Consider the following 21,903-nt stretch of genomic DNA (forward strand, 5'->3'; position numbering starts at 1 on the left):
CCTGTACCGACCATGCCTTGATTTTCAGCAAACAGGTCCGGCAGCACTCCTTTAAAGGCGACGGGAACACTTTCACCACCATCCGTTACGACAAAGCGCACAGTTTCACCCTGTCCGCGTTCAATCGAGCCTTCCTCTACCAGACCGCCGATGCGAAATACGACCGAAGGTTGAGGCGGTTCAGCAATCACCTCACTGGGTGAGCGGAAGTAATTAATTCCGTCGCGCATCGCATATCCAATGAGCGCGGTAGACAAGGCAAGCGCCACTATGGCTACCAGAATGATCTGAACACGACGGCGTTTCTTTAGCGTTTTCATTGGTGCCTCATGGGAACAAAGGAGCCATCATCAGGCCCGTAGTCTCTTCTTCTCCTAACATCAGGTTTGCATTCTGCAAGGCTTGGCCACTGCTGCCTTTCGTAAGGTTGTCCAACGCTGCAACTACGATTACACGGCGCTCAATCCGGTCGCCCACAACACCGATATGGCAAAAGTTGGACCCGCGAACATGATGCGTTGACGGCGTTTCTCCATAAGGCAACATCCTTATGAAGGTTTCATGCTGATAGGTGGCTGCCAGGGTTTCGTAAACAGACTGTGGGTCACCTTTGACGTAAGAAGTTGCAAGAATTCCGCGGTTTGCGGGGATCAGATGCGGGGTGAATTGAACGTGAACCGTACGACCCGCCAGCTTTGACAACTCCTGATCGAACTCACCAAGGTGCCGATGCGAACCACCGACCGCATAAGCGTTGGAACCTTCACTAAGCTCCGCATGCAGAAGGTTTTCCTTTAGCGCCCGACCCGCTCCAGACACAGCACATTTCAGGTCCAAAATGATGTCATCCAGATCGATAACTCCGGCAGAGATCAAAGGCCGCAGAACATACTGGCCAGTCGCAGCGTTACATCCTGTACCTGCAACAAGTCGCGCAGCGCGAATTTCGTCACGATAAAACTCAGTAAGGCCGTAAATGGCCTCTTTCTGATGCTCAAGAGCGGAATGCGGATTACCGTACCACTTCTCGTATTCCTGCGGGTCTTGAAGCCGAAAGTCCGCAGACAGATCAATAATCTTTAGCGTCTTGGGTAAGTTCCTAATGACTGCCTGACTCGTTTTATGCGGCAGAGCGCAAAAACACAGATCAACTTGCGAAAAATCGATTTCGGAGATTTTGCACAAGTCCGGTAAATCCAAATGGCGGAGGTGCGGAAAGACTTGTGCCATGGATTGTCCGGCTTTGCGTTCGGCCGACAAGGCAACGATTTGCATGTTCGGGTGTTCGGCTATCAGCCGTACAAGTTCCGCTCCGGTATAGCCGGATGAACCAAGAATTGCGATTTTGTGGGTCATGCCAGACCTCTTTCACTTAAACGTCAGGTGTTTTGTGGACCAACGAGACGGCCGATAATTTAATTGTTCGCGCAGAGCCTTCCTTGACCTAGGTCAGGCCGCCTCAAAGTTGATTTTTCGTCGGAGAAATTGAGTTGCGCGGTCACTGACGACGCTAGGTTTTCCAGTAGTCAGGAAACCGCCCTCGCCTTTGCCCAGCATGTTGGGATGACGGATTAGATAGTCAGCAAGACTTTCTGCAACCAAATCACCTTGGCTGTAGACTTTAACTTCTGATCCAAGCGCTTGCTGAAATGTATCAGACAGCAACGGATAATGGGTACATCCTAAAATAGCCGCCTGCGGTGTGGGCATTTTGCGCTTTAGCGCATCAACATGTGACCGAACCAACGCCTCGGCAAGAATCATATCCCCGTCTTCAATAGCATCCACTACACCGCCACATGCCTGCGCTTCGACATCCACGCCTATCGCGCGAAACGCCAGTTCCCGCTGAAAAGCGCGACTGGAAACTGTTGCCGGTGTTGCAAAAAGTGCCACGTGTTGGACTTCGACTTCTCTGGGAGGAGAATTATCACCCCACTGCCGCTCCGTCAGCGCCTCGATCAAAGGCACGAATACACCGAGCACACGCTTGCCATCCGGAACTCCAGCTTCTTGCATCCGGCGCAGTGCGGCGGCGCTGGCAGTGTTACACGCGAGAATCACCAAATCGCAGCCGCGCGCCCATAGGTCGTGCACCGCGTTACGGGTAAGGTCATAGATGTTGTCGGCATCGCGAACGCCATACGGCGCGTGCGCGCTGTCGGCAAAATAAAGGAAATCAACGTCAGGCAGGCGTTTCTGCGCGACGTCCAGGACGGTAAGCCCGCCCAATCCAGAATCAAATATTCCTACTGCCATTTGCCCCTTCAGGCGCGATGCCGTTCCTCGAATTCATAGCCGTAGTCATAAGACTTAAGCGGCTTCGGGGACAGCTCATACGTGGCTTTGCGCAGGAAATCCATCATCTTGCGCGTATCCTTTCCCAACGGGTCCAGAACATCGCGCCCGATCGGTTCTCCTATGACTACTTCAACGGGAGTATCGACCCTTTTTTTGAACTCTTTGATCAATAGACCCATACGCAACGTCGAATGCATATGACTGGCGATCTGGAAAAGGCGCGATGTATGGCCTTCAAAAAAAACCGGAACGACTGTCGCGTTTGATTTTGCAACCATTCGAGCGGTGAATCCGCGCCAACCCGGGTCCATCGGATGAGAGAATGGTTTGACCCCGGTACTGACTGTTCCACCCGGAAAAACTCCGATCGCACCACCTTGGTCAAGATAATCGAGTGATGCCTTTCGGGTCTGGAGGTTCAGCTTGATCGCGTCTTTCGTCTCGTCAAACGAAATTGGAAGAATGATGCTGTTTAGGTCGCCGGCTTTTCGAAACACTCTGTGAGCCAAAATCCTAAAATCGCAACGCGTTTGTGACAGGATGTGTCCCATCATCAACCCGTCAAGAATACCGTAGGGGTGGTTCGCGATGAGAACCAGCGGTCCTTCCTTCGGAATGTTGGCCAAGGATCCCCCAACCACATCCAATGACAAACCATATCGTTCGACCATTACAGACCAAAAGTTCCGCCCGTTTGCCACCTCCTGCTCGTACCCGTCGGCGCGTTTTATCAAACGCAGTCGACCCGTCGTGTTTTCCATTAGCTTAATGATCATCCGACCGCCTCTTGTCTCAGCGGAATAGGAATATGAAATGTCACGAGCGACATGACGGTGCGAGGGCATTGGGAACTCCGGACTATGACCTGCCATTGTAATGCAGGTAACGATTTTGCCGAGGCAACATGACAGTCTCGTGACGATTTACTCTGCCGCAGCCCGAATATCAGGGCCTCCATCGCGGATCACGGACAGCAATTCCTCGCGGCGTTTGGCCGCCTTTGCCTCGTTTTCCGAAAGGACAGGACCAAAACCACGAATATCTAAGGGCAACCTTGCCAACGCTGCAATCGCTTCCCGCGTTTCGGGTGTCAGTTTCGGTAACACCTCTTTCATGTCTTTTTCATATTGCCGTATCAACGCGCGCTCCATCCTGCGTTCGCTGCTATAACCAAATGGGTCCAAAGGCGTACCACGCAATGACTTGAACCGCGCTAGAAGTCTAAGCAGTCCTATTAGTTTTTCGCTGAAAGCCCGCTTTTTAGGTCGTCCGCTGGCGGATTTCCCTCCTAGTATCGGAGGTGCCAGATGGAAAGTCATTTTGAAATCGCCGTCAAACTCGGCCACGGCATTTTCCCGTGTCTGCAGCAGCAAACGGGCGACTTCGTATTCGTCTTTGTAAGACAGAACCTTATGATACCCCTTGGCCACAGATTCGCGAACTGTTTCATCCGAAATCGAATCAACCAGTTTTCGGTATCGATTAGCCAACCCTTTCCCTTGATACTGAACCAGGTGACTGGCCCGGAAGTCGATAGTTTGTTCCAATGTTTTGGGAATTTCGGTCACATTCTGGCCAAGGATTCCCGAGACAACCTCAGGGTACAGCACAGCCCAACGCCCGACCTGAAACGCCCGTTTGTTGCGTTCGATAGCAGTTCCATTTAACTCGATAGCTTGAAAAATCGAAGAGAGGTGAATTGGTACAAGCCCGCGTTGCCAAGCCGCTCCAAAAACCATCATGTTTGAATAGATGGAGTCACCCATTACTGCACGAGAAAGTTCACTTGCATCAAACAGGTCGACCCGTTCTTTTAGTCGAGCCTGCAAGGCCAACTCCAACTGGTCGCTTGGGATCTTGAATTCTGTGTCGCGGGTGAAGTCACCAGTAATTATTTCGTGGTTGTTGACTACCGCTCCAGTATGGTCCGCCCGGGTTAACCCGAGAGCCTTGGCGCCGGCTGATACAACCAGATCGCCACCGATTAACGCGTGGGCCTCGCCCGTTGCCACTCGAATCGCACTAATGTCCTCGGGTGCGTTAGCCAGGCGGCAATGGATGTGTACCGCGCCGCCTTTCTGCGCTAAGCCAGCCATTTCCATCATACCAGCCCCCTTACCATCAATCTGGGCTGCCTGTGCAAGCACTGCACCTATTGTCACGACACCGGTGCCTCCAACACCTGTTATCACGATGTTATGAGTACCTTGGATCTGCGGTAATTCGGGGTCAGGCAAATCCGGCAAATCAACGTCTGTCGTCGCTTCTTTGCGGATCATGGCACCTTCTAACGTGACAAAAGACGGGCAAAACCCGTTAAGGCAAGAGAAATCCTTGTTGCAACTTGATTGATCAATCGCGCGTTTGCGCCCCAATTCGGTATCTTTTGGTACGATTGAAACGCAGTTTGATTGGACGCCGCAGTCTCCGCAGCCTTCGCAAATATCGGTGTTGATGAAAACTCGTTTGTCAGGGTCAGGAAAGGTGCCGCGTTTCCGGCGTCGGCGTTTTTCGGCAGCGCAAGTTTGCACATACACAATGACAGAGACACCTTCAATTTCCCTAAACTTTTCCTGAACATTGATCAATTCGGCTCGTTCATGAGTTTCAACGTTGGCTGGTAACGACTTAATATCTAAGTCTTCTTTCTCGTCGTATACGACTGCCACATGTTCAACGCCCATCGCTTTCACTTCAGCAACAATACGTTCCGCGTTCAGTCCGCCCTCATTATCCTGTCCGCCCGTCATGGCAACCGCATCATTAAATAGGATTTTGAAAGTAATATTCGTTCCAGCGGCCAAAGCGGCCCGTATGGCCTGAACACCGGAATGGTTGTAGGTTCCGTCGCCGAGATTTTGGAAAACATGTTTAGTCGTAGAAAATGGTGCCTCACCAATCCAGTTGGCGCCTTCACCGCCCATCTGTGTAAAACCCGTTGTTTCACGATCCATCCACTGAACCATGTAATGACACCCGATGCCTGCATAAGCCCGGCTGCCTTCGGGCAGTTTTGTTGAGCTGTTATGAGGACATCCTGAACAAAAATATGGAAGGCGTGCAGCGATTTCTTGGGCGTTGTCTGCGCGGCGGGCTTCGGACAAAGCAGCAAGCCCGGCTTGGACTCCGTCAGTATCTCGACCTTCTTCGACCAGGATGCCGCCAAGTTTTTCAGCAATCATGATTGGGTCCAAGGCCCCTCGGGTCGGGAATAGTTCTTCGCGATGCAAAGTACCCGCACCGCCTTTGTACCATCCGTAAACGCGCCGTCCTCGGCGGTCATCGAATATCGCCTCCTTGACCTGCACTTCGATAAGCTTGCGCTTTTCCTCAATGATTATGATCAGATCCAGCCCTTCCGCCCAGTCGTGAAAGCCTTTCATATCTAATGGAAATGTCTGGCCAACTTTGTAAGTTGTAATGCCCAGCCGTTCGGCTTCATTGGCATCGATATTCAGCAAAGACATTGCATGAACTAAATCGAGCCAATTCTTGCCAGCAGCGACGATGCCAATCTTCGCTCCGGGTTTGCCCCAGACCCTTTTGTCCAATTTGTTAGCATGGGAAAAGGTTTCAGCTGCAAACCGTTTATAGTCGATTACCCGAGCCTCCTGCAGGTGCGGTGTGTCTCCCAATCGAATGTTCAGGCCGCCTTCTGGCATGTCGAATTCGGGCGTAACCAGTTGCATCCGGTCGGGCGATCCATCAACTACTGACGTGACTTCGATCGTGTCTTTCATGGTTTTCAAGCCCACCCACACACCCGCAAACCGGCTGAGAGCAAATCCATAAATTCCGTAATCTAGTATCTCTTGCACACCGGCCGGGCTAACAACTGGCATATACATATCGACCAACGACCATTCGGACTGGTGTAGAACGGTCGAACTTTCGCCCGTGTGATCGTCCCCCATGGCCATCAACACGCCGCCATACTTTGCCGTTCCCGCCATGTTGGAATGGCGCATAACGTCGCCCGAACGATCAACACCGGGGCCTTTCCCGTACCAAAGGCCAAAAACGCCATCAAACTTGCCGTCTCCTCGCAGGCCGGCTTGCTGGCTTCCCCACAGCGCCGTTGCAGCTAAATCCTCGTTTAGGCCGTATTGGAATGTGACGTCGTTTTCGGCCAACTGTTTTTGGGCTCGGCTCATTTGCTGATCTACTGCGCCAAGTGGAGAACCCCGATACCCGGTTACCAGGCCAGCTGTGTTCAAACCTGCGGCAACGTCGCGGGCTTTTTGCATTAGCATTAGACGGACAAGCGCTTGAGTCCCGTTCAGTAAAACTGGTGATTTCGACAGATCGAACCTGTCATTAAGCGAAACTTTTGGCTGACTCATCTGACGCCTCCCAGGTCCGATTAGTGTGCTCCAATATCTGTTATATTAGGTCATAATTACTGACCTGCATAGTGAAATTCCCCTTAGATGTAACGATTTCCCCGTTTGATTGTGGAATTTGTTACGTCTTTCATATAGGCGTGCGCTTGAATAACGAAAGTTGCGTCGATGGATTGGGACAAGCTTAGAATATTTCACGCGGTCGCCGACGCAGGCAGCCTTACTCATGCGGGAGACAAGCTAAATTTGTCTCAATCCGCTGTTAGTCGACAGATTCGCGCTCTTGAGGAATCGCTGGATGCCACCCTTTTCCACCGTCACGCTCGTGGGTTGATTCTCACCGAACAAGGTGAACTGCTATTCGACGCTACGTCGGCGATGTCCAAACGCCTGGATGCCACAGCCGCCCGTATCCGCGATAGCGAAGACGAAGTGTTTGGCGTCTTGCGGGTCACGACCACCTTTGGGTTTGGCACTTTATGGTTGGCGCCACGGTTACCAAAACTCTACGAACAATATCCAGACCTCAATGTCGACTTGATGTTGGAAGAGCGTGTTTTGGATCTGCCCATGCGTGAAGCTGATGTCGCCATTCGAATGAAGGAACCTAGCCAGGCGGATCTCGTGCGAAAGCGTCTAATGACTGTTCAGATGCAACTGTATGCTACACGCAGATATCTGGATTCCCATGGCGGGCCACCCCAAAAAGTCGAGGATATTTCAAAACACAGGTTGATTTGTCAGACACCAGCGGCCCCGCAAGTCGGCGCGAGTGCAGCGATGGTTCGTCAATTAATGACCCACAATCCGGGCTCATTACTGACGGTCAACAACTACTTTGGTGTTTTACAAGGCGTTTTAAATGATCTGGGAATTGGCGTTTTGCCAGACTATGTCACGCAAGATTTTCCCGATTTGGTGCATGTTCCAGCTGATATACAAGGGGCCGAAGTACCTGTTTACCTTGCCTACCCCGAGGAACTGCGCCATTCCAAGAGGATTTCTGCCTTCCGCGACTTTGTTCAGGACGAAATCATTTCGCATCGTAAGCAATTGAGACAAATGGGAAAACTCTAGCTATGCAGTAACGTCATAGCGGACATGATCCAAAGAAAGGGAAAATCCCTTGATAGTCAACAATGTGATCCCTAAATGAGCATTCGAAGGCGGTGATGCTGAAACGCTCATCATCTTCATACCTCCCTGTTGGACTACGGCCGAGCTTAGTGCTCGGCCTTTTTTTTGGTTTTTCACCGTTTACATCACAACATGCTGTCAAATTGAGCCACCTACCCCTATGATCCGGAAAAACAGACCAAAAATTCGGCTTCGAGGGTAATTTAATGTTCCACCCACTCCGCCTTTTGCTGGCGTTCATATCGGTAATCTTTCTGTCACTGCCAGTCTTGGCTCAGGAAAGTACGACCTCCACCGCACCTGCCACCATCCCCGAAGATCTGACACCGGATCAGGTCGACGACCTCGTTGCAAGGATGTCTGACGATCAGGTACGCGCGATTTTGCTAGAACGGCTGGACGCTGTGGCTGCGAAACAGGAAGAAGCCGCTCCGACCAGTCGTAGCGTGGTACAGGCCATATCGGATACCGTCAGCAGCATGACCGCTTCATGGTTGGACGTCATTCGAAAAATTCCATTGCTAATTACAGCCCAGATCGAGGCATTTTCCAACTTTGGCAACTCATTTGGCGCCAGTGGTTTAATGACGCTTTTTGGATTTACTTTCCTTGCCCTGGCCGTTGGCTACGCGGCTGAAAACATCGTTGGTTTGTGGACACGGCGCTGGATGAAGGTCGTAGATGGCGACTCCTCGACCGACCTGCTCGGTGCAGTCACCTTTCTGTTCAAGCGTTTCTGTTTCGAATTTCTGGGCCTTCTCGTCTTTTACTACACGCTGGTCTTTGTGGGCAGGCAATTGTTGGACGAACAGCAGATCGCTCAGGCGGGTCCGTTTGTCTTTTATTTGATCTGGTTTCCCCGCTTGGGCGCGGCTATTTCGCGTTTTATTCTGGCCCCTAAACAGCACAACTTGCGCTTGGTAAACGTAGATGACCATTGGGCCAAATATCTGCATCGCAACCTGATCGGTCTGTTCCTACTGATCGGTTTCACAATGTTCATCCTGGACTTCAACTCAACCAATGGTGTTCCTCCGGGTGAATCCCGTTTGGGGTTCTGGCTCAATACTGCGATCCACATCTACATTGGCGTTATCGCATGGACAGCTCGCGATGGTTTGTCGGACATGATGCTCGGTACAGATCCTGACCGTACAAAGTTCGATGAAGACGTAGCGCGGATATACCCCTATTTCGCAATCGGAGTTTCGGCGGGTATCTGGCTGCTCGTGGAGTATCTGGCATCACAGAGAAACCCAACAGTCTTTGCCCTACTTGCCCATGGTGCCCACTTCACCACCATGTTCTGGCTGCTTATCGCGCCAGCTTTGGACACCTTGATCAGAGGATTGGTGCGGCATCTGCAGCCACCAATGATCGGAGACGGTCCAGTGGCGGAAAGAGCTTATAAATCCACCAAGCGCAGTTACATCCGCATCGGGCGCGTTTTGGCAGGCATTCTTGTGATTCTGATGATTGCAGGTGCCTGGGACTTAGACCTTCAGGAAATTGCTGGTGGCTCATCTGATTCTGGCAGTGAAGTAATACAATTTTTCATCATAATCGCTGTCGGCTATATCCTAAACGAGGTTGTGTCTTTGTGGATCAACCGACGTCTGGCCAAAGAACAAACCGCTGCCGAACAAAGCCCTGACGAAGAAGCTGGCGAAGGTGGCGGTACCGGAGGCTCGCGTTTAGCGACCGTATTGCCATTATTGCGAGTGACAGCGCAGGTCGCGATAGCCGTAATCTTCGCGCTGTTGGCGTTAGGCGCTCTGGGGCTTGATATCACGCCATTGCTGGCAGGTGCCGGTATTCTTGGTCTTGCTATCGGATTTGGTGCCCAGAAACTGGTTTCGGACATCGTTGGTGGAATATTCTTCCTGATCGATGACGCGTTCCGTGTAGGTGAATATGTGGATGTTGGAGGCACGACCGGGACAGTCGAAAAGATATCGATCCGGTCGATGCAATTGCGCCATCACCGAGGGCCAGTTCACACCATTCCTTACGGCGAAATCCAAAAGCTGACCAACTACAGCCGCGACTGGGTAATAATGAAGCTTAAATTCACTGTGCCATTCGACACGGACCCCAACAAAGTGAAAAAGATTTTTAAGAAGATCGGTGCCGAGATGATGGAGGACGAGACTCACAAGGATGGTTTCCTCCAACCATTCAAATCCCAAGGTGTTTTTGACTTTGACGATGTGGGCATGATTATCCGCGGCAAGTTCATGGCCAAACCGGGCAAGCAATTCACCTTGCGTAAGGAAATTTTCAATCGGGTAAAAGCCGCTTTCAAAGAAAACGGAATTGATTTTGCGCGCCGCGAAGTCCGTGTTGCGATCCCAGGACTGGATGAGGCCGAACACCTTTCGGAACCACAAAAAGCGGCCATTGGCGCGGCGGCGAGCGATGCGGTAAACAAAGAGCAAGGACCAGCCTGACTTTGACATTAATAGAACCGGGTAAAATCCGGTTCTACAGTTCATGAGATTGTTGTCGTGAGACTATCCGGAATCACGTTAAAAACACTATTATTAAGCGTCTTGCCGAACACTGCCTTTTCGGGTTCCGTGACGGTGGAAACAAATGTGGACGGTTTCGACCAAGCACAGTCCGAGGCGTCTATCGGATTTCGTAACGGTTCCTTCATCGCGGTACCCATCCCGTTTTCCAATCCCACTATTGGATCGGGTCTGACGCTCGGTGCTGGGTATCTTTATCAAATGGACGAAGAGTCCAAGCCGTCATTGTTCGGTATAGCCGTTCTTGGCTCCAGTAACGGTACACGGGCTTATGGCGGTGCTGCTAATTTTGCCTTTGACAGCAACCGATGGCAAATCGAGACTTTGTATGCCAAGGCCACGATCAACTACGACCTGTTTACTACAACCGGGCAACTGCCTGTGACACAGGACGGCGACTTGGCTCGGATTGAGTTTTCTTACGGAATTACGCCGGAAATTTCTGCGGGACTTTCGGTTCGATACCTGGATACCTCGGTCAGTTTGGATGGTCTTGGGCTGCCGCCAATCCCACCTCCGTTTGACCAGTTTTTGAACATGCGCATTATTACTCCAGCTTTGGTAGCCGCATGGGATCGGCGGGATGACACGATTTACCCTACCAGAGGATCGAACCTTCAGGCCGAAATTTCACATAGCTACACGCTCAAAGGAGTAACCGGGGACTACTCGAAAGCGTTTGTCAATTACACGCATTACCTGAACCCTACAGCAAAGGGTGTAATTGCTGCTCGTGCGTCGATCTGTGGGGCTTCGCAGGATACACCATTTTTCGATCAATGCTCTCTTGGCGGGACCGACGCGTTCCGTGGTTTTCCTGTAACCCAGTTTTTAGACTTCAGGTCGGCTTCCCTTCAAATTGAATACCGCCATCAATTCACAAAAAGGATTGGCGCTGTTGCCTTTGGAGGTGTCGGCCAAACCGGAGACAGCTTTTCCGATCTATCCGACGGGGGCACCCACTCAGCAGTTGGTCTTGGTGCGCGTTATCGTGTTTCGAAAAAGTTCCCGGTGGACTTTTCAGTTGATTGGGCGCGAAACGATCTGGACGAAGATCAGCTGTATATTTATGTCGGTCAACGGTTCTGAACTGACCGTGTCTTCAATACCCTTTCCACCGACGCGCCCTTGGCTTAAAAGGCGCGCAATCCCGGCCACTCTGGATAAGGACATACGATGCACGAGCCCGCCATTACCCCGGATCTGATCGCCGCACACGGGTTAAAACCCGAAGAATACGACATGATCCTCGAAATTATCGGGCGTGAGCCAACCTTTACAGAGCTTGGGATATTTTCGGCAATGTGGAATGAGCATTGCTCTTACAAATCTTCAAAAAAATGGTTGCGCACCCTGCCGACTTCGGGTCCGCAAGTGATTTGTGGACCAGGTGAAAATGCCGGCGTCGTTGACATTGGTGACGGTCAGGCAGTGGTTTTCAAAATGGAAAGCCACAATCACCCTTCATATATCGAACCATACCAAGGGGCCGCGACAGGTGTGGGTGGGATCCTCCGTGACGTATTCACTATGGGTGCTCGGCCTATCGCCTCAATGAATGCTCTGTCTTTCGGCGAGCCTGATCATCACAAGACGCGCCAACTGGTCAACGGGGTCGTTGAAGGAATCGGCGGCTATGGCAACTGTTTCGGTGTTCCTTGCGTTGGTGGAGAGGTCCGGTTTCATCCGGCATACAATGGCAACTGTCTTGTGAACGCTTTCGCTGCTGGTTTGGCCGATAGTGACAAGATATTTTATTCCGCGGCCTCCGGCGTCGGTATGCCTGTCGTCTATTTGGGCGCAAAAACAGGTCGCGACGGTGTCGGTGGTGCTACTATGGCTTCGGCCGAATTCGATGACACTATCGAAGAAAAGCGCCCAACCGTTCAAGTCGGCGACCCTTTCACAGAAAAGCGTCTGATGGAGGCAACGCTGGAACTGATGCAAACAGGCGCCGTGATCTCGATTCAAGATATGGGAGCCGCTGGTCTGACTTGTTCTGCCGTCGAAATGGGCGACAAGGGGGGACTCGGCGTTCGTCTGAACCTCGAAACCGTTCCCCAGCGCGAAGAAAACATGACTGCGTATGAAATGATGCTCTCTGAGTCGCAAGAACGCATGTTGATGGTTCTTAAACCCGAACTTGAGACCGAAGCCCGGGCGGTGTTCGAAAAGTGGGACTTGGACTTTGCAATCGTCGGAGAGACTATATCCCAAGATCGTTTTTTGATCATGCACAACGACGAGATCAAAGCAGATTTACCCCTATCTAAGCTGGCTTCTACGGCGCCTGAATATGACCGCCCATGGCAACCTACACCTAAGGCGGAAGAACTCGCCGAAGTCCCGCAGATTGATCCGATCGATGGGCTTCGCGCCCTGCTCAACTCGCCAAATTATGCCGCCAAACAATGGGTCTATGAGCAATATGACACGATGGTAATGGCAGACTCTTCGCGGACGCCTGGATTGGGCGCTGGAATGGTACGCGTTCATGGCACAAACAAAGTGTTGGCATTTACCAGTGATGTGACACCTAGATACGTGCGCGCAAATCCAATTGAAGGCGGAAAACAAGCTGTAGCCGAAGCATATCGCAATTTAACAGCCGTCGGCGCAAAACCATTGGCTACCACAGATAACCTGAACTTCGGCAATCCTGAAAAACCTGAAATTATGGGTCAATTCGTCGGCGCGATTCAAGGAATTGGAGAAGCTGTAGCGGCTCTGGACATGCCGGTCGTCTCGGGGAACGTGTCGCTTTACAACGAAACCGATGGTCAGGCGATCTTACCGACGCCCACGATCGGTGCAGTTGGGTTGCTTGACCACGCAGATGATATCATTGGCAACGAAGTACGTGACGGTCATGTTGCGCTGGTCGTCGGCGAAACTGAAGGCCATCTCGGCCAATCAGCCCTTTTGGTCGAGGTTTTCAACCGCGAGGACGGTGACGCCCCGCACGTCGACTTGGAAGCCGAAAAACGTAATGGCGATTTCATCCGAGCCAACCGCGAGATGATCAAAGCGTGCACAGATCTAAGCGACGGAGGCCTTGCCTTAGCGGCCTTTGAATTGGCGGAAAATTCTGGTGTAGGTGTAAACTTGGACGATGCGCCGGCCGAGTTCCTTTTCGGCGAAGATCAGGCTCGTTATCTTATCGCCTGCAATTTCGATCAGGCTGAGGCGTTAATGATCGCAGCAGGACAAGCTGGTGTACCGATGGTTTCAGTTGGACGTTTTACAGGCGACAGCGTGAAGATAGGGTCGTCCGAGGCACCGCTGTCCGAGCTGGCACAGACATTTCGCTCCAGTTTTGCTGCAGCGGTAGCTTGATCTAAGGCATATAGGTTTCTCGTTTGAAAGTGGACCGCGCGCTTTCTCACGTCGCGGCTCCTGTTGTTTCAGAACATTAACCGCACCTTGCACGCCCATGCACATCGCTCTACATCTTTGAAAAGATTTTTCAGGAGACACCTACATGCCGATGAGCGCCCACGAAATCGAACACCTGCTGCGCGAAGCTTTTCCTGATGCGGAAATTCAGGTTGGTGGCAATGATGGCGTGCATATGTCTGCTATGGTCGTGGATGAAAGCTTTCGCGGCAAGAACAGGGTTCAGCAACAACGTGCCGTCTATGCAGCCTTGAAAGGCAAAATGGATGGCCCAGATGGTGAGCTGCATGCATTGGCGCTGACGACGAAAGTGCCGGAATGAAGAAGTTTTCCAATGAGGTCGCAAAGCGTTGGGACAGATGGAACCCGCAGTTAGGAATGTAGGCGCCCAAGCTTGACCTTATTAAAGAACCCAAACGAAAAAACACTTGGCGGGATTTTAGAAACACCAACGCCAGACGCGAGACATGAAGGAAACGCGACATGACCGACGTGAAAAACCAGATCGACGAAACCGTCAAAGCCAACGACGTTGTCCTTTATATGAAAGGCACTAAAGAAATGCCGCAATGCGGGTTTTCCTCACGTGTTGCTGGCGTGCTGAACTATATGGGTGTGGCATACACGGACGTTAACGTCCTGGCTGATGAAGAGGTACGTCAAGGCATCAAGGACTATTCCGACTGGCCGACCGTTCCCCAGCTTTATGTAAAGGGCGAATTCGTCGGTGGCTGTGATATCATCACAGAGATGACCCTGTCGGGTGAGTTGGACACATTGTTTGATGACAATGGCGTTAGCTACAACAAGGACGCCGCTGACAAAATTCGCGAGGCCAACGCCTGATACGTCTTTATCGGCTTGTGCAGTTCCCCAGTAACAGCTGTTCTGGTGCAGTGTTGCCGGACGCCTGATACGAGATCAAAGCGTCCCAGCCTTTCGAACGTAGGGTATAGGTGCCCTCTGCACCTTCCGAGATATAGCGAACGCCAGAGCCGCTTTCGGCTTGGCGCATTGCTATTAGTTCACCGTCAATCACCATGGCAGCAGCACCAGATCCGTCGGTGGCATTGAAGTATGAAACTGGGATTTCTGTGTTGTCTTCACAGGAAAACGTGACTGACAAGATGTCGATTTGGGCCGTGGCCGCAAATCCGAGCGAAGCCAAAATCAAGCTTGCCGCGATCGAGCGCACGAGCGTCATACTTTAGATTTTTCTTCTATGACGGCTGCCAAAGCTTCAGCACGTGCCGCCATTTCGGCCAACGTATCAGTGACAGATGGTGGTACAACTGCCACCTCGATGCGTTCGGGTTCCGGCTTGGGCACATTACGCATTTTGTTCAGTTCCGCCTCTACTTCGGTCAACTTGGCTTCAGCCGCTTTGACGCGATCTTCCTGACTGGCCGATTTGTCGGCAAGCATAAGACCTGCCATTAGCAACATGCGCGATTCAGGCATACGCCCAATTTGGTCCGACAGAACTTGAGCTTCGTCATCCAGCAACTTTGCTGCCGCTTGTAAAAACGCTTCTTCGCCGTCCCTACAAGACACCTCAAAACCTCGGCCGCCGATATGAATTGTCACTTCGGGCATCACTCAACTTCTCCTTCCGCCAAGTTGGCCTGGTTCAGCAGCGGTTCAAGTCGCGCCAGAACAGCATGGGCCTCAGCTGCGTCCGACGCGCGGGCAGCTCTGGTCGCTTCCAACTCCGCAGCCGTCGCACGATTCAAAAGCGCCGCGTCTGTAACACCCTGTTGAGCAGCAGACCGCAACTCTTCCACAGTGCCTCGTAACTCCTCATTTGCCTTGCGCAGCCGCTGCAGGTCGTCGTCCAAACGGGACATGGCGGCGCCATGGCTTGTGCGTTCTGCGCGCAACATCTCAAGCTCGGCGTTCAAATCGCCTAACCGCTCCGTGTCAGCCGTAGACGCACGTAAGGCTTTCACTTCGGCCTGCAACTCTTCAGCGCGATCTGCTAGCGGGGTCAGTTCTTCAAGTTCGTTTCTCAGCGCCGCCGCCTCCTCTGCTGCGCCTTTCAGAGAACGCAAAGATTCAATTTCGGCCGTCAACTCTTCTATTTTTGTTGTATTTTCCAGTGCTGCTTTGGCTTCGGCCAAGTCTTCGCGAGCGGCTTCAACAGTTGCCAGCTTGGATGTGGCTTCCTCGAGTTGAGCACGCAATTGAGCGTTCTCACCATCTAAGTTGGATTGACCGCGTAACTTTTCGATATCAGCACGCATAGCGTCAGTTTCTTGATCGTGACGATCCTTGAGAGCTTTTAACCGCTCTTCCAACTGCGCATTAGCGAGACGCTCTTCCTCCAATGCAGACTTTAGTTCCTGATCATAATCACCGCTGGGTGAGATCGGTTTGTCCAACGCCTCAACCCCAGAGCCAATGCGCTCCATTGCCGCCATGATACGTCGTTGTAGTTCCTCAATTTGGCTCATGCGCCTGTCACCTCTTAACCAAGGTTCGTTCTGTTTAGCGCCAGACCGAATCACGGGTGGCGATAATTTGACCTAGTCTAACTGAATGTGTTGGAAAATACCTACTGTTTGCTTTCAAGGGTTTGGATTGCACTCTTCAAGCGTTCGCAGTTTGGAACGACCAGTTCCACTTGCACTTTGGAGGGTGAGTGGTATTCAGCGCCCGATCTGCTTGTAATCCAAAGGAACAACGCCCGTGGACCTTACTGCGCTGCGAAATGCCAACCCCGAACATTGGAACAAAGCTGCGGCTATTCGCACCTTAACCCTTGATGCCGTCGCTGCTGCCAATTCAGGCCATTCCGGTATGCCCATGGGCATGGCCGACGTAGCAACTGTACTGTTTGAAAAGCACTTGAAATTTGATGCGTCGGTGCCGAACTGGCCCGATCGCGACCGTTTCATTCTGTCCGCGGGGCACGGATCGATGCTGGTATACTCTCTGCTGTATCTCACCGGTCATGCGGATGTGACGATAGAAGAAATTAAAAACTTTCGGCAGTTGGGCGCCAAAACCGCCGGTCATCCTGAAAATTTTCTGATCGATGGCGTCGAGACGACAACCGGACCACTTGGTCAGGGGATTGCGAACGCTGTTGGGTTTGCCATGGCCGAAGAAATTCAGCGCGCGCATTACGGAAAAAAGGTTGTGGATCACTACACCTACGTGATCGCCGGGGACGGCTGCCTGATGGAGGGCGTTAGCCAAGAAGCCATTACTCTGGCTGGTAGGCATGAGCTGAGCAAGCTTATTGTGTTTTGGGATAACAACAATATCACCATCGACGGTACTGTGGATATGGCGGACCGCACGGACCAGGTTAAACGCTTTGAGGCTTCAGGTTGGCATGTAATCGAAATTGATGGTCACGATCCTCAAGCGATCGACGCAGCCATCGTCGCGGCGAAAAAATCAAGCAAGCCCACCATGATTGCGTGCGAAAGTCACATCGCCTTAGGCCACGCTGCGCAAGATACGTCAAAAGGCCACGGCGCGCTGACGGATCAAGATCAGTTGAAAGCTGCGAAAGAGGGCTATGGCTGGCCTCACGATGCTTTCGACATTCCGGCAAGCGTCAAAACCGCGTGGGAAGCAATTGGAGCCCGGGGCGCGACTGAACGTGCAGCGTGGGAAGAACGATTTGCCACTTTGTCAGAACGTAAGCAGGAAGAGTTTAATCGGGCCTACAGTTTCGAAGCACCGAAAAAGCTGTCTGCGGCTATTCGGTCTTTCAAAAAACAGATTTCTGAGGAACAGCCTAAACTGGCCACAAGAGCATCCTCTGAAAAGGTTCTGAATGTCGTAAACCCTATCATGCCTGAAACCATCGGTGGGTCTGCAGACCTGACAGGATCCAATAACACTAAGTCTGCTGATATGAGCGTTTTCCTGCCGGAAAACCGTAAGGGTCGATATATCCACTACGGAATACGCGAACACGGCATGGCCGCCGCGATGAACGGAATGGCCTTGCATGGTGGAATACGCCCCTACGGCGGTACATTTATGGCGTTCACTGACTATGCTCGCCCATCAATGAGACTTGCGGCGCTTATGAAAGTGCCCACTGTTTTTGTCATGACGCATGACTCGATTGGTTTGGGCGAGGACGGTCCTACCCACCAACCGGTCGAACATCTGGCAATTTCCCGCGCGACACCGAATACTTACGTTTTCCGGCCAGCGGATACTGTTGAAACTGCCGAAGCTTGGGAGTTGGCGCTAACCTTCAAAACAAGTCCGTCGGTTCTTTCACTGACGCGTCAAGGTGTTCCAACGGTAAGAACCCAGCACAAGGCCAAGAACCTGACCGCGCAAGGCGCTTATGTTCTGGCTGAAGCCGAAGGTAAACGGCAGGCAATTCTTATCGCCACTGGTTCCGAAGTTTCGCTGGCGATAGAAGCTAAGGCGATGCTTGAAGCCGAAGGTATCGGCACCCGCGTTGTTTCTATGCCATGCATGGAGCTGTTCGCTCAGCAGGAGGAAGCCTATCGAAAGCGCGTTCTGCCCGGTGGCCCAGTGCGAGTAGGCATCGAAGCGGCTGTTCGGGCCGGAGGCTGGGACCGATGGCTGCTTGGAGAGCGCGGACGAGAGGCCAAAGCAGGCTTCATCGGTATGTCAAGTTTCGGAGCCTCCGCCCCTGCCGGGGATTTATACAAACATTTCGACATTATAGCTGCGTCTGCGGTTGCCAAAGTAAAGGGTCTTCTAGGACTGTAAGTTGTGACGAGCAGTTTCAACTGGTCACGGGCGGCTTTGACCGCCCGTTTTCAATGCGTCTCGGACCTCTTGGACAGCATGGGTCCGACCACTTTGGTCGCGATTGGGATCAGGACAAAACCCCAAGCTAGGCCAAAAATACCGTCCATTGTCGCCTTGGAAACCCACTCGACAACCCCGGTCCACTGATCCGTGACCGAATGGCCAATTGCATGAGCCCAGTCATGGATGTGGTGGCCCAGCCACCCAAAACCCAAAACCTCAAGCCCATGGATTATTATTGACCCGCCAACCCATAGCATGGCGGCGGTCCCAACGACCGAAAGAACCTTCATTACGACAGGCATCGCCTTGACAAGTCCGCGCCCCATGCCGCGGCCAATTGGTGTATGCGCGGACTTTGCCAAAAACAGCCCCACATCATCCATCTTCACGATCAGCGCGACGGATCCATAAACGGCAACCGTGACACCAATTCCCACTACCGCGAGGGTGGCTGCTTGCATCCATAGATTCGGCGCTTCGATAGCTGCCAGTGCTATCGTCATAATTTCAGCAGACAGAATAAAATCTGTTTTGATGGCTCCTTTGACCTTTTGCTCTTCAAGATGTCCTGGGTCGCGGACTTTCATATCTTCGTCAATTTCATGGCTGCCATGTGGAAATAGGACGTGGAATATCTTTTCCGCGCCTTCGAAACATAGATATGACCCCCCTATCATCAGCAATGGCGTGATCATCCAAGGAGCAAAATTAGCAAGTAACAAAGCGACCGGAAGCAAGAGAACTATTTTGTTGAAGACCGAGCCCCGAGCGATACGCCAGATGATCGGTAATTCCCGAGCCGGAGCAAATCCCTGAACGTACTTTGGTGTAACAGCCGCGTCGTCAATAATGACACCTGCAGTCTTGGCCCCTGCCTTACCTGCCGCCGCTACTACGTCGTCGACCGAAGACGCGGCTACTTTTGCAATTCCCGCCACGTCGTCTAACAGGGCCAAAAGACCACTCATTGCGCTTTCCTTCGTCTCATCCGTCGCACCTGGACCCTAACTGATTCAAAGATTAGCGCAAGCGTTAGCGCAATCGGCGCAAGTTTGCGCTAACACCTTAGAAATATGACGTTTTTACTCTTTTGGGAAATTGGTTTCGTCGCTATATGGCCATTAACGCAAGCGAATTTGGAGGCGTCGTATGACCATTAAGGTCGGTATAAATGGTTTTGGCCGGATTGGCCGTTGTACTCTCTCCCACATCGCGGCTTCGGCCCGCAACGACATTGAAGTGATCAAGGTCAACGCAACCGGCCCCCTTGAAACATCTGCGCACCTCTTGAAATACGACAGCATACACGGGCGCTTTCCTCGTGACATTTCCATCAGCGGTAGCACCATGGACCTTGGCCGCGGCCCTATGGAGATGTTTTCGACATACGAACTGAACGAACTGGACTGGGAAGGCTGTGACGTCGTTCTGGAATGCACTGGCCAATTCAACGATGGCCATAAGGCCAAGACGCATCTTGAGCGGGGCGCTCAAAGGGTTTTGCTGTCAGCCCCCGGAAAGAATGTCGACAAGACAATAGTGTTTGGCGTCAATCACAATAGCCTTTCTACAAAGGACAGAATGGTGTCCAACGGATCCTGCACCACGAATTGCCTTGCTCCGCTTGCCAAGGTTCTGGACGAGGGAATAGGCATCGAACACGGTATTATGACCACGATCCACGCCTATACCGGTGACCAACCGACGCTGGACCGTAGACACAGCGACCTTTACCGCGCGCGTGCTGCAGCGATGTCAATGATCCCTACGAGTACAGGTGCCGCGAAGGCGCTGGGTGAAGTTCTCCCCAATCTCAAAGGGCGCTTGGACGGTTCCGCAATTCGCGTCCCTACACCAAATGTTTCGGCGGTCGACCTCAGCTTTCGCGCCGCGCGCGATGTGACGGTTGAAGAAGTGAACGCGATCGTCGAAGAAGCCGCCAAAGGGCCCATGCAGCGCGTATTAGGTTTTGAACCAGCGCCGCTTGTTTCGACGGATTTCAATCACACCGAGGAAAGCTCGATTTTTGCCCCGGACCAGACTCGTGTCGTCGACAACCGCATGGTGCGCGTGTTGGCTTGGTACGATAATGAGTGGGGATTCTCCGTAAGGATGGCCGACGTCGCTGTTACAATGGGACGCCTTAACTGAAATTAAGGACTTTGCTTGAACCTATTTGCCCGCTCAGGTTATCTGGGCGGGCGTTTTCGTTCGGGGCCGCTATGACCAATCAAATCGCCATCTGGCTAGGTGTTCTCATTCTTGGGGGCGTCGTAGTGGATGTGGCCCTGGTAGGAACCGAACATTTGTTGTTTCTGGGCAAAAAACTGTACGACTTTCTTGATTGGCTAGCCTTTTGGCGCTGAGAAAAACCTAACGGACCTTTCACCCACGTTCACACGCTCGATCGGAGTTTTAGCCAAGCCGTTCGCGCAATGCATCATTCACTCGCGGGGTAACGAACTTTGAAACGTCACCGTCCAGCCTTGCGATTTCCTTAACCAGCTTTGATGCAATCGCCTGATGCCGGGCCTCAGCCATTAGAAAGACAGTCTCAATCGAGTTATCCAATGCCCGGTTCATACCAACCATCTGAAACTCATACTCAAAATCCGCCACGGCGCGCAAACCACGTACGATGATCTGTGCTCCAACGTCCCGCGCACAGTCGATCAGAAGGTTTTCAAACGGATATGCAACAATTTCGGTGCCGGTCTGTTCTGTTAGAAATGCGCATTCAGCCTCGATCATCGCTACGCGTTCTTCCAGAGAAAACAAAGGTCCTTTGTCTCGGTTGATCGCGACCCCGATCACCAATTTATCAACCAACGCTGTTGCGCGCCGAATTATGTCAATATGCCCCAACGTGATCGGGTCGAAAGTTCCGGGGTATAATCCAACGCGCATCAAACACTCCAGCGCAGCAAAATTTCGGCGCAAGCAAACACAACTTTGTCATAGGTGCAAGGGTTCGGCATGAGCCGGGCGAGCGTCAGTGACCCATTATCATGCCTTCGAGCGCATCTTTCTCCATGGCCAACTCGGTTAATTGCGCCTTAACGGCGTCGCCAAGGGTAACGATGCCCAGGAGTTGACCGTCCTCAACGATTGGCATGTGGCGGAACCGACCCTCGGTCATTTGCGCGAGGACATCCTGAACCGAATCTTGACGACTGGCTGTCACAAGCTTCTTGGTCATGTAGGTGCTGACAGTTTTATTCAGACAGCCACTGCCGCTTGCAGCCAATTCCCGTACTATATCCCGTTCGGATAAAATTCCGATTGCCGTTTGTCCGCCGTCTTCTGAGACTACGACCGTGCCAATCCTCTTTTCAGCGAGAATTTTGGCGGCTTCGGAAATTGTTGCCGACGGCTCAATCGTCACCACCCCATCGGTAGCCTTTGATGTGAGAATGGCCTGAACCAGCATATGCAAA

General features: G+C 52.2%; 20 protein-coding genes. 9 read left to right on the forward strand and 11 right to left on the reverse strand.

What is annotated here, in order from left to right:
• From AC2FNV_RS04495 to AC2FNV_RS04515, 5 genes are all read right to left on the reverse strand, one after another.
• On the reverse strand, window positions 1-320 hold a 320-nt coding region (locus AC2FNV_RS04495; protein ID WP_496772519.1), incomplete at its 3' end, for a cytochrome c maturation protein CcmE.
• A gap of 7 nt (window positions 321-327) precedes the next feature.
• Entirely contained in the window at window positions 328-1,356 is a 1,029-nt protein-coding gene (gene argC / locus AC2FNV_RS04500; protein ID WP_496772521.1) for an N-acetyl-gamma-glutamyl-phosphate reductase, read from the reverse strand.
• A gap of 93 nt (window positions 1,357-1,449) precedes the next feature.
• Window positions 1,450-2,259, reverse strand: coding sequence for a glutamate racemase (locus AC2FNV_RS04505; protein WP_170606812.1), 810 nt, complete (start codon window positions 2,257-2,259; stop codon window positions 1,450-1,452).
• 8 nt (window positions 2,260-2,267) lie between these two features.
• Window positions 2,268-3,146: a lysophospholipid acyltransferase family protein gene (locus AC2FNV_RS04510; protein ID WP_170606810.1), complete on the reverse strand. Its 879-nt coding sequence runs from the start codon at window positions 3,144-3,146 to the stop codon at window positions 2,268-2,270.
• Window positions 3,147-3,224: 78 nt separating this feature from the next.
• Window positions 3,225-6,644 carry an indolepyruvate ferredoxin oxidoreductase family protein gene (locus AC2FNV_RS04515; protein WP_170606808.1) on the reverse strand — a complete coding sequence of 1,140 codons (3,420 nt, stop codon included), beginning with the start codon at window positions 6,642-6,644 and terminating at the stop codon, window positions 3,225-3,227.
• Window positions 6,645-6,812: 168 nt separating this feature from the next.
• Between AC2FNV_RS04515 and AC2FNV_RS04520 the strand changes: the two genes are divergently transcribed.
• From AC2FNV_RS04520 to grxD, 6 genes are all read left to right on the forward strand, one after another.
• The gene (locus tag AC2FNV_RS04520; protein WP_170480372.1) at window positions 6,813-7,721 is read left to right on the forward strand and encodes a LysR family transcriptional regulator; all 909 of its coding nucleotides are present in this window, start codon (window positions 6,813-6,815) and stop codon (window positions 7,719-7,721) included.
• Window positions 7,722-7,987: 266 nt separating this feature from the next.
• Complete coding sequence (locus tag AC2FNV_RS04525) at window positions 7,988-10,231, forward strand: mechanosensitive ion channel family protein (protein WP_170606806.1); 2,244 nt, start codon at window positions 7,988-7,990, stop codon at window positions 10,229-10,231.
• 57 nt (window positions 10,232-10,288) lie between these two features.
• Window positions 10,289-11,401 (forward strand): BamA/TamA family outer membrane protein, encoded by a 1,113-nt coding sequence (locus AC2FNV_RS04530; RefSeq protein WP_170610817.1) that lies wholly within the window; start codon window positions 10,289-10,291, stop codon window positions 11,399-11,401.
• Between the two features lie 87 nt (window positions 11,402-11,488).
• Window positions 11,489-13,648, forward strand: coding sequence for a phosphoribosylformylglycinamidine synthase subunit PurL (gene purL, locus AC2FNV_RS04535; protein ID WP_170480364.1), 2,160 nt, complete (start codon window positions 11,489-11,491; stop codon window positions 13,646-13,648).
• A 145-nt stretch (window positions 13,649-13,793) separates the two neighbouring features.
• Window positions 13,794-14,030, forward strand: a complete 237-nt coding sequence (locus tag AC2FNV_RS04540) for a BolA/IbaG family iron-sulfur metabolism protein (RefSeq protein WP_152457878.1) — start codon at window positions 13,794-13,796, stop codon at window positions 14,028-14,030.
• A 161-nt stretch (window positions 14,031-14,191) separates the two neighbouring features.
• The gene (grxD, locus tag AC2FNV_RS04545; RefSeq protein WP_170606803.1) at window positions 14,192-14,554 is read left to right on the forward strand and encodes a Grx4 family monothiol glutaredoxin; all 363 of its coding nucleotides are present in this window, start codon (window positions 14,192-14,194) and stop codon (window positions 14,552-14,554) included.
• A gap of 7 nt (window positions 14,555-14,561) precedes the next feature.
• On the opposite strand, the gene AC2FNV_RS04550 is transcribed toward grxD, so the two are convergent.
• Genes AC2FNV_RS04550 through AC2FNV_RS04560 form a run of 3 tightly spaced genes read right to left on the reverse strand, consistent with a single transcriptional unit; the run spans window position 14,562 to window position 16,161 of the window.
• Entirely contained in the window at window positions 14,562-14,912 is a 351-nt protein-coding gene (locus AC2FNV_RS04550; protein ID WP_170606801.1) for an MliC family protein, read from the reverse strand.
• Window positions 14,909-15,304 (reverse strand): cell division protein ZapA, encoded by a 396-nt coding sequence (locus AC2FNV_RS04555; protein ID WP_170606799.1) that lies wholly within the window; start codon window positions 15,302-15,304, stop codon window positions 14,909-14,911. Before AC2FNV_RS04555 ends, AC2FNV_RS04550 begins: the two co-directional genes overlap by 4 nt.
• Entirely contained in the window at window positions 15,304-16,161 is an 858-nt protein-coding gene (locus tag AC2FNV_RS04560) for a hypothetical protein (RefSeq protein ID WP_496772528.1), read from the reverse strand. Before AC2FNV_RS04560 ends, AC2FNV_RS04555 begins: the two co-directional genes overlap by 1 nt.
• Before the next feature lie 235 nt (window positions 16,162-16,396).
• Between AC2FNV_RS04560 and tkt the strand changes: the two genes are divergently transcribed.
• The gene (gene tkt, locus AC2FNV_RS04565; RefSeq protein WP_170606795.1) at window positions 16,397-18,421 is read left to right on the forward strand and encodes a transketolase; all 2,025 of its coding nucleotides are present in this window, start codon (window positions 16,397-16,399) and stop codon (window positions 18,419-18,421) included.
• 50 nt (window positions 18,422-18,471) lie between these two features.
• Here the strand turns inward: tkt and AC2FNV_RS04570 are convergent, their stop codons facing one another.
• Window positions 18,472-19,434: a DUF808 domain-containing protein gene (locus AC2FNV_RS04570; protein ID WP_170606793.1), complete on the reverse strand. Its 963-nt coding sequence runs from the start codon at window positions 19,432-19,434 to the stop codon at window positions 18,472-18,474.
• 181 nt (window positions 19,435-19,615) lie between these two features.
• Here AC2FNV_RS04570 and gap point away from each other — a divergent pair, with 181 nt between their 5' ends.
• Together gap and AC2FNV_RS04580 are read left to right on the forward strand one after the other, a co-directional pair.
• Window positions 19,616-20,617 carry a type I glyceraldehyde-3-phosphate dehydrogenase gene (gene gap, locus AC2FNV_RS04575; protein ID WP_170606791.1) on the forward strand — a complete coding sequence of 334 codons (1,002 nt, stop codon included), beginning with the start codon at window positions 19,616-19,618 and terminating at the stop codon, window positions 20,615-20,617.
• A gap of 71 nt (window positions 20,618-20,688) precedes the next feature.
• Window positions 20,689-20,832 (forward strand): hypothetical protein, encoded by a 144-nt coding sequence (locus AC2FNV_RS04580; protein ID WP_170480349.1) that lies wholly within the window; start codon window positions 20,689-20,691, stop codon window positions 20,830-20,832.
• A gap of 49 nt (window positions 20,833-20,881) precedes the next feature.
• Here the strand turns inward: AC2FNV_RS04580 and coaD are convergent, their stop codons facing one another.
• Both coaD and AC2FNV_RS04590 read right to left on the reverse strand, forming a co-directional pair.
• Window positions 20,882-21,373: a pantetheine-phosphate adenylyltransferase gene (gene coaD, locus AC2FNV_RS04585; protein ID WP_170480347.1), complete on the reverse strand. Its 492-nt coding sequence runs from the start codon at window positions 21,371-21,373 to the stop codon at window positions 20,882-20,884.
• Between the two features lie 85 nt (window positions 21,374-21,458).
• The gene (locus tag AC2FNV_RS04590) at window positions 21,459-21,896 is read right to left on the reverse strand and encodes a CBS domain-containing protein (protein WP_170480345.1); all 438 of its coding nucleotides are present in this window, start codon (window positions 21,894-21,896) and stop codon (window positions 21,459-21,461) included.
• Window positions 21,897-21,903 lie beyond the last annotated feature (7 nt).

This window comes from Ruegeria sp. BHSA163 (assembly GCF_059613365.1).

Bases quoted from the DNA above. Each gene is read 5' to 3' on its own strand.
- grxD (WP_170606803.1), top strand. From the start codon at position 14,192: ATGACCGACGTGAAAAACCAGATCGACGAAACCGTCAAAGCCAACGAC.
- AC2FNV_RS04505 (WP_170606812.1), bottom strand. From the start codon at position 2,259: ATGGCAGTAGGAATATTTGATTCTGGATTGGGCGGGCTTACCGTCCTG.
- AC2FNV_RS04550 (WP_170606801.1), bottom strand. From the start codon at position 14,912: ATGACGCTCGTGCGCTCGATCGCGGCAAGCTTGATTTTGGCTTCGCTC.
- AC2FNV_RS04570 (WP_170606793.1), bottom strand. From the start codon at position 19,434: ATGAGTGGTCTTTTGGCCCTGTTAGACGACGTGGCGGGAATTGCAAAA.
- AC2FNV_RS04510 (WP_170606810.1), bottom strand. From the start codon at position 3,146: ATGCCCTCGCACCGTCATGTCGCTCGTGACATTTCATATTCCTATTCC.
- gap (WP_170606791.1), top strand. From the start codon at position 19,616: ATGACCATTAAGGTCGGTATAAATGGTTTTGGCCGGATTGGCCGTTGT.
- AC2FNV_RS04515 (WP_170606808.1), bottom strand. From the start codon at position 6,644: ATGAGTCAGCCAAAAGTTTCGCTTAATGACAGGTTCGATCTGTCGAAA.
- AC2FNV_RS04555 (WP_170606799.1), bottom strand. From the start codon at position 15,304: ATGCCCGAAGTGACAATTCATATCGGCGGCCGAGGTTTTGAGGTGTCT.
- purL (WP_170480364.1), top strand. From the start codon at position 11,489: ATGCACGAGCCCGCCATTACCCCGGATCTGATCGCCGCACACGGGTTA.
- argC (WP_496772521.1), bottom strand. From the start codon at position 1,356: ATGACCCACAAAATCGCAATTCTTGGTTCATCCGGCTATACCGGAGCG.
- AC2FNV_RS04540 (WP_152457878.1), top strand. From the start codon at position 13,794: ATGCCGATGAGCGCCCACGAAATCGAACACCTGCTGCGCGAAGCTTTT.
- coaD (WP_170480347.1), bottom strand. From the start codon at position 21,373: ATGCGCGTTGGATTATACCCCGGAACTTTCGACCCGATCACGTTGGGG.
- AC2FNV_RS04525 (WP_170606806.1), top strand. From the start codon at position 7,988: ATGTTCCACCCACTCCGCCTTTTGCTGGCGTTCATATCGGTAATCTTT.
- AC2FNV_RS04560 (WP_496772528.1), bottom strand. From the start codon at position 16,161: ATGAGCCAAATTGAGGAACTACAACGACGTATCATGGCGGCAATGGAG.
- AC2FNV_RS04580 (WP_170480349.1), top strand. From the start codon at position 20,689: ATGACCAATCAAATCGCCATCTGGCTAGGTGTTCTCATTCTTGGGGGC.
- AC2FNV_RS04520 (WP_170480372.1), top strand. From the start codon at position 6,813: ATGGATTGGGACAAGCTTAGAATATTTCACGCGGTCGCCGACGCAGGC.
- AC2FNV_RS04590 (WP_170480345.1), bottom strand. From the start codon at position 21,896: ATGCTGGTTCAGGCCATTCTCACATCAAAGGCTACCGATGGGGTGGTG.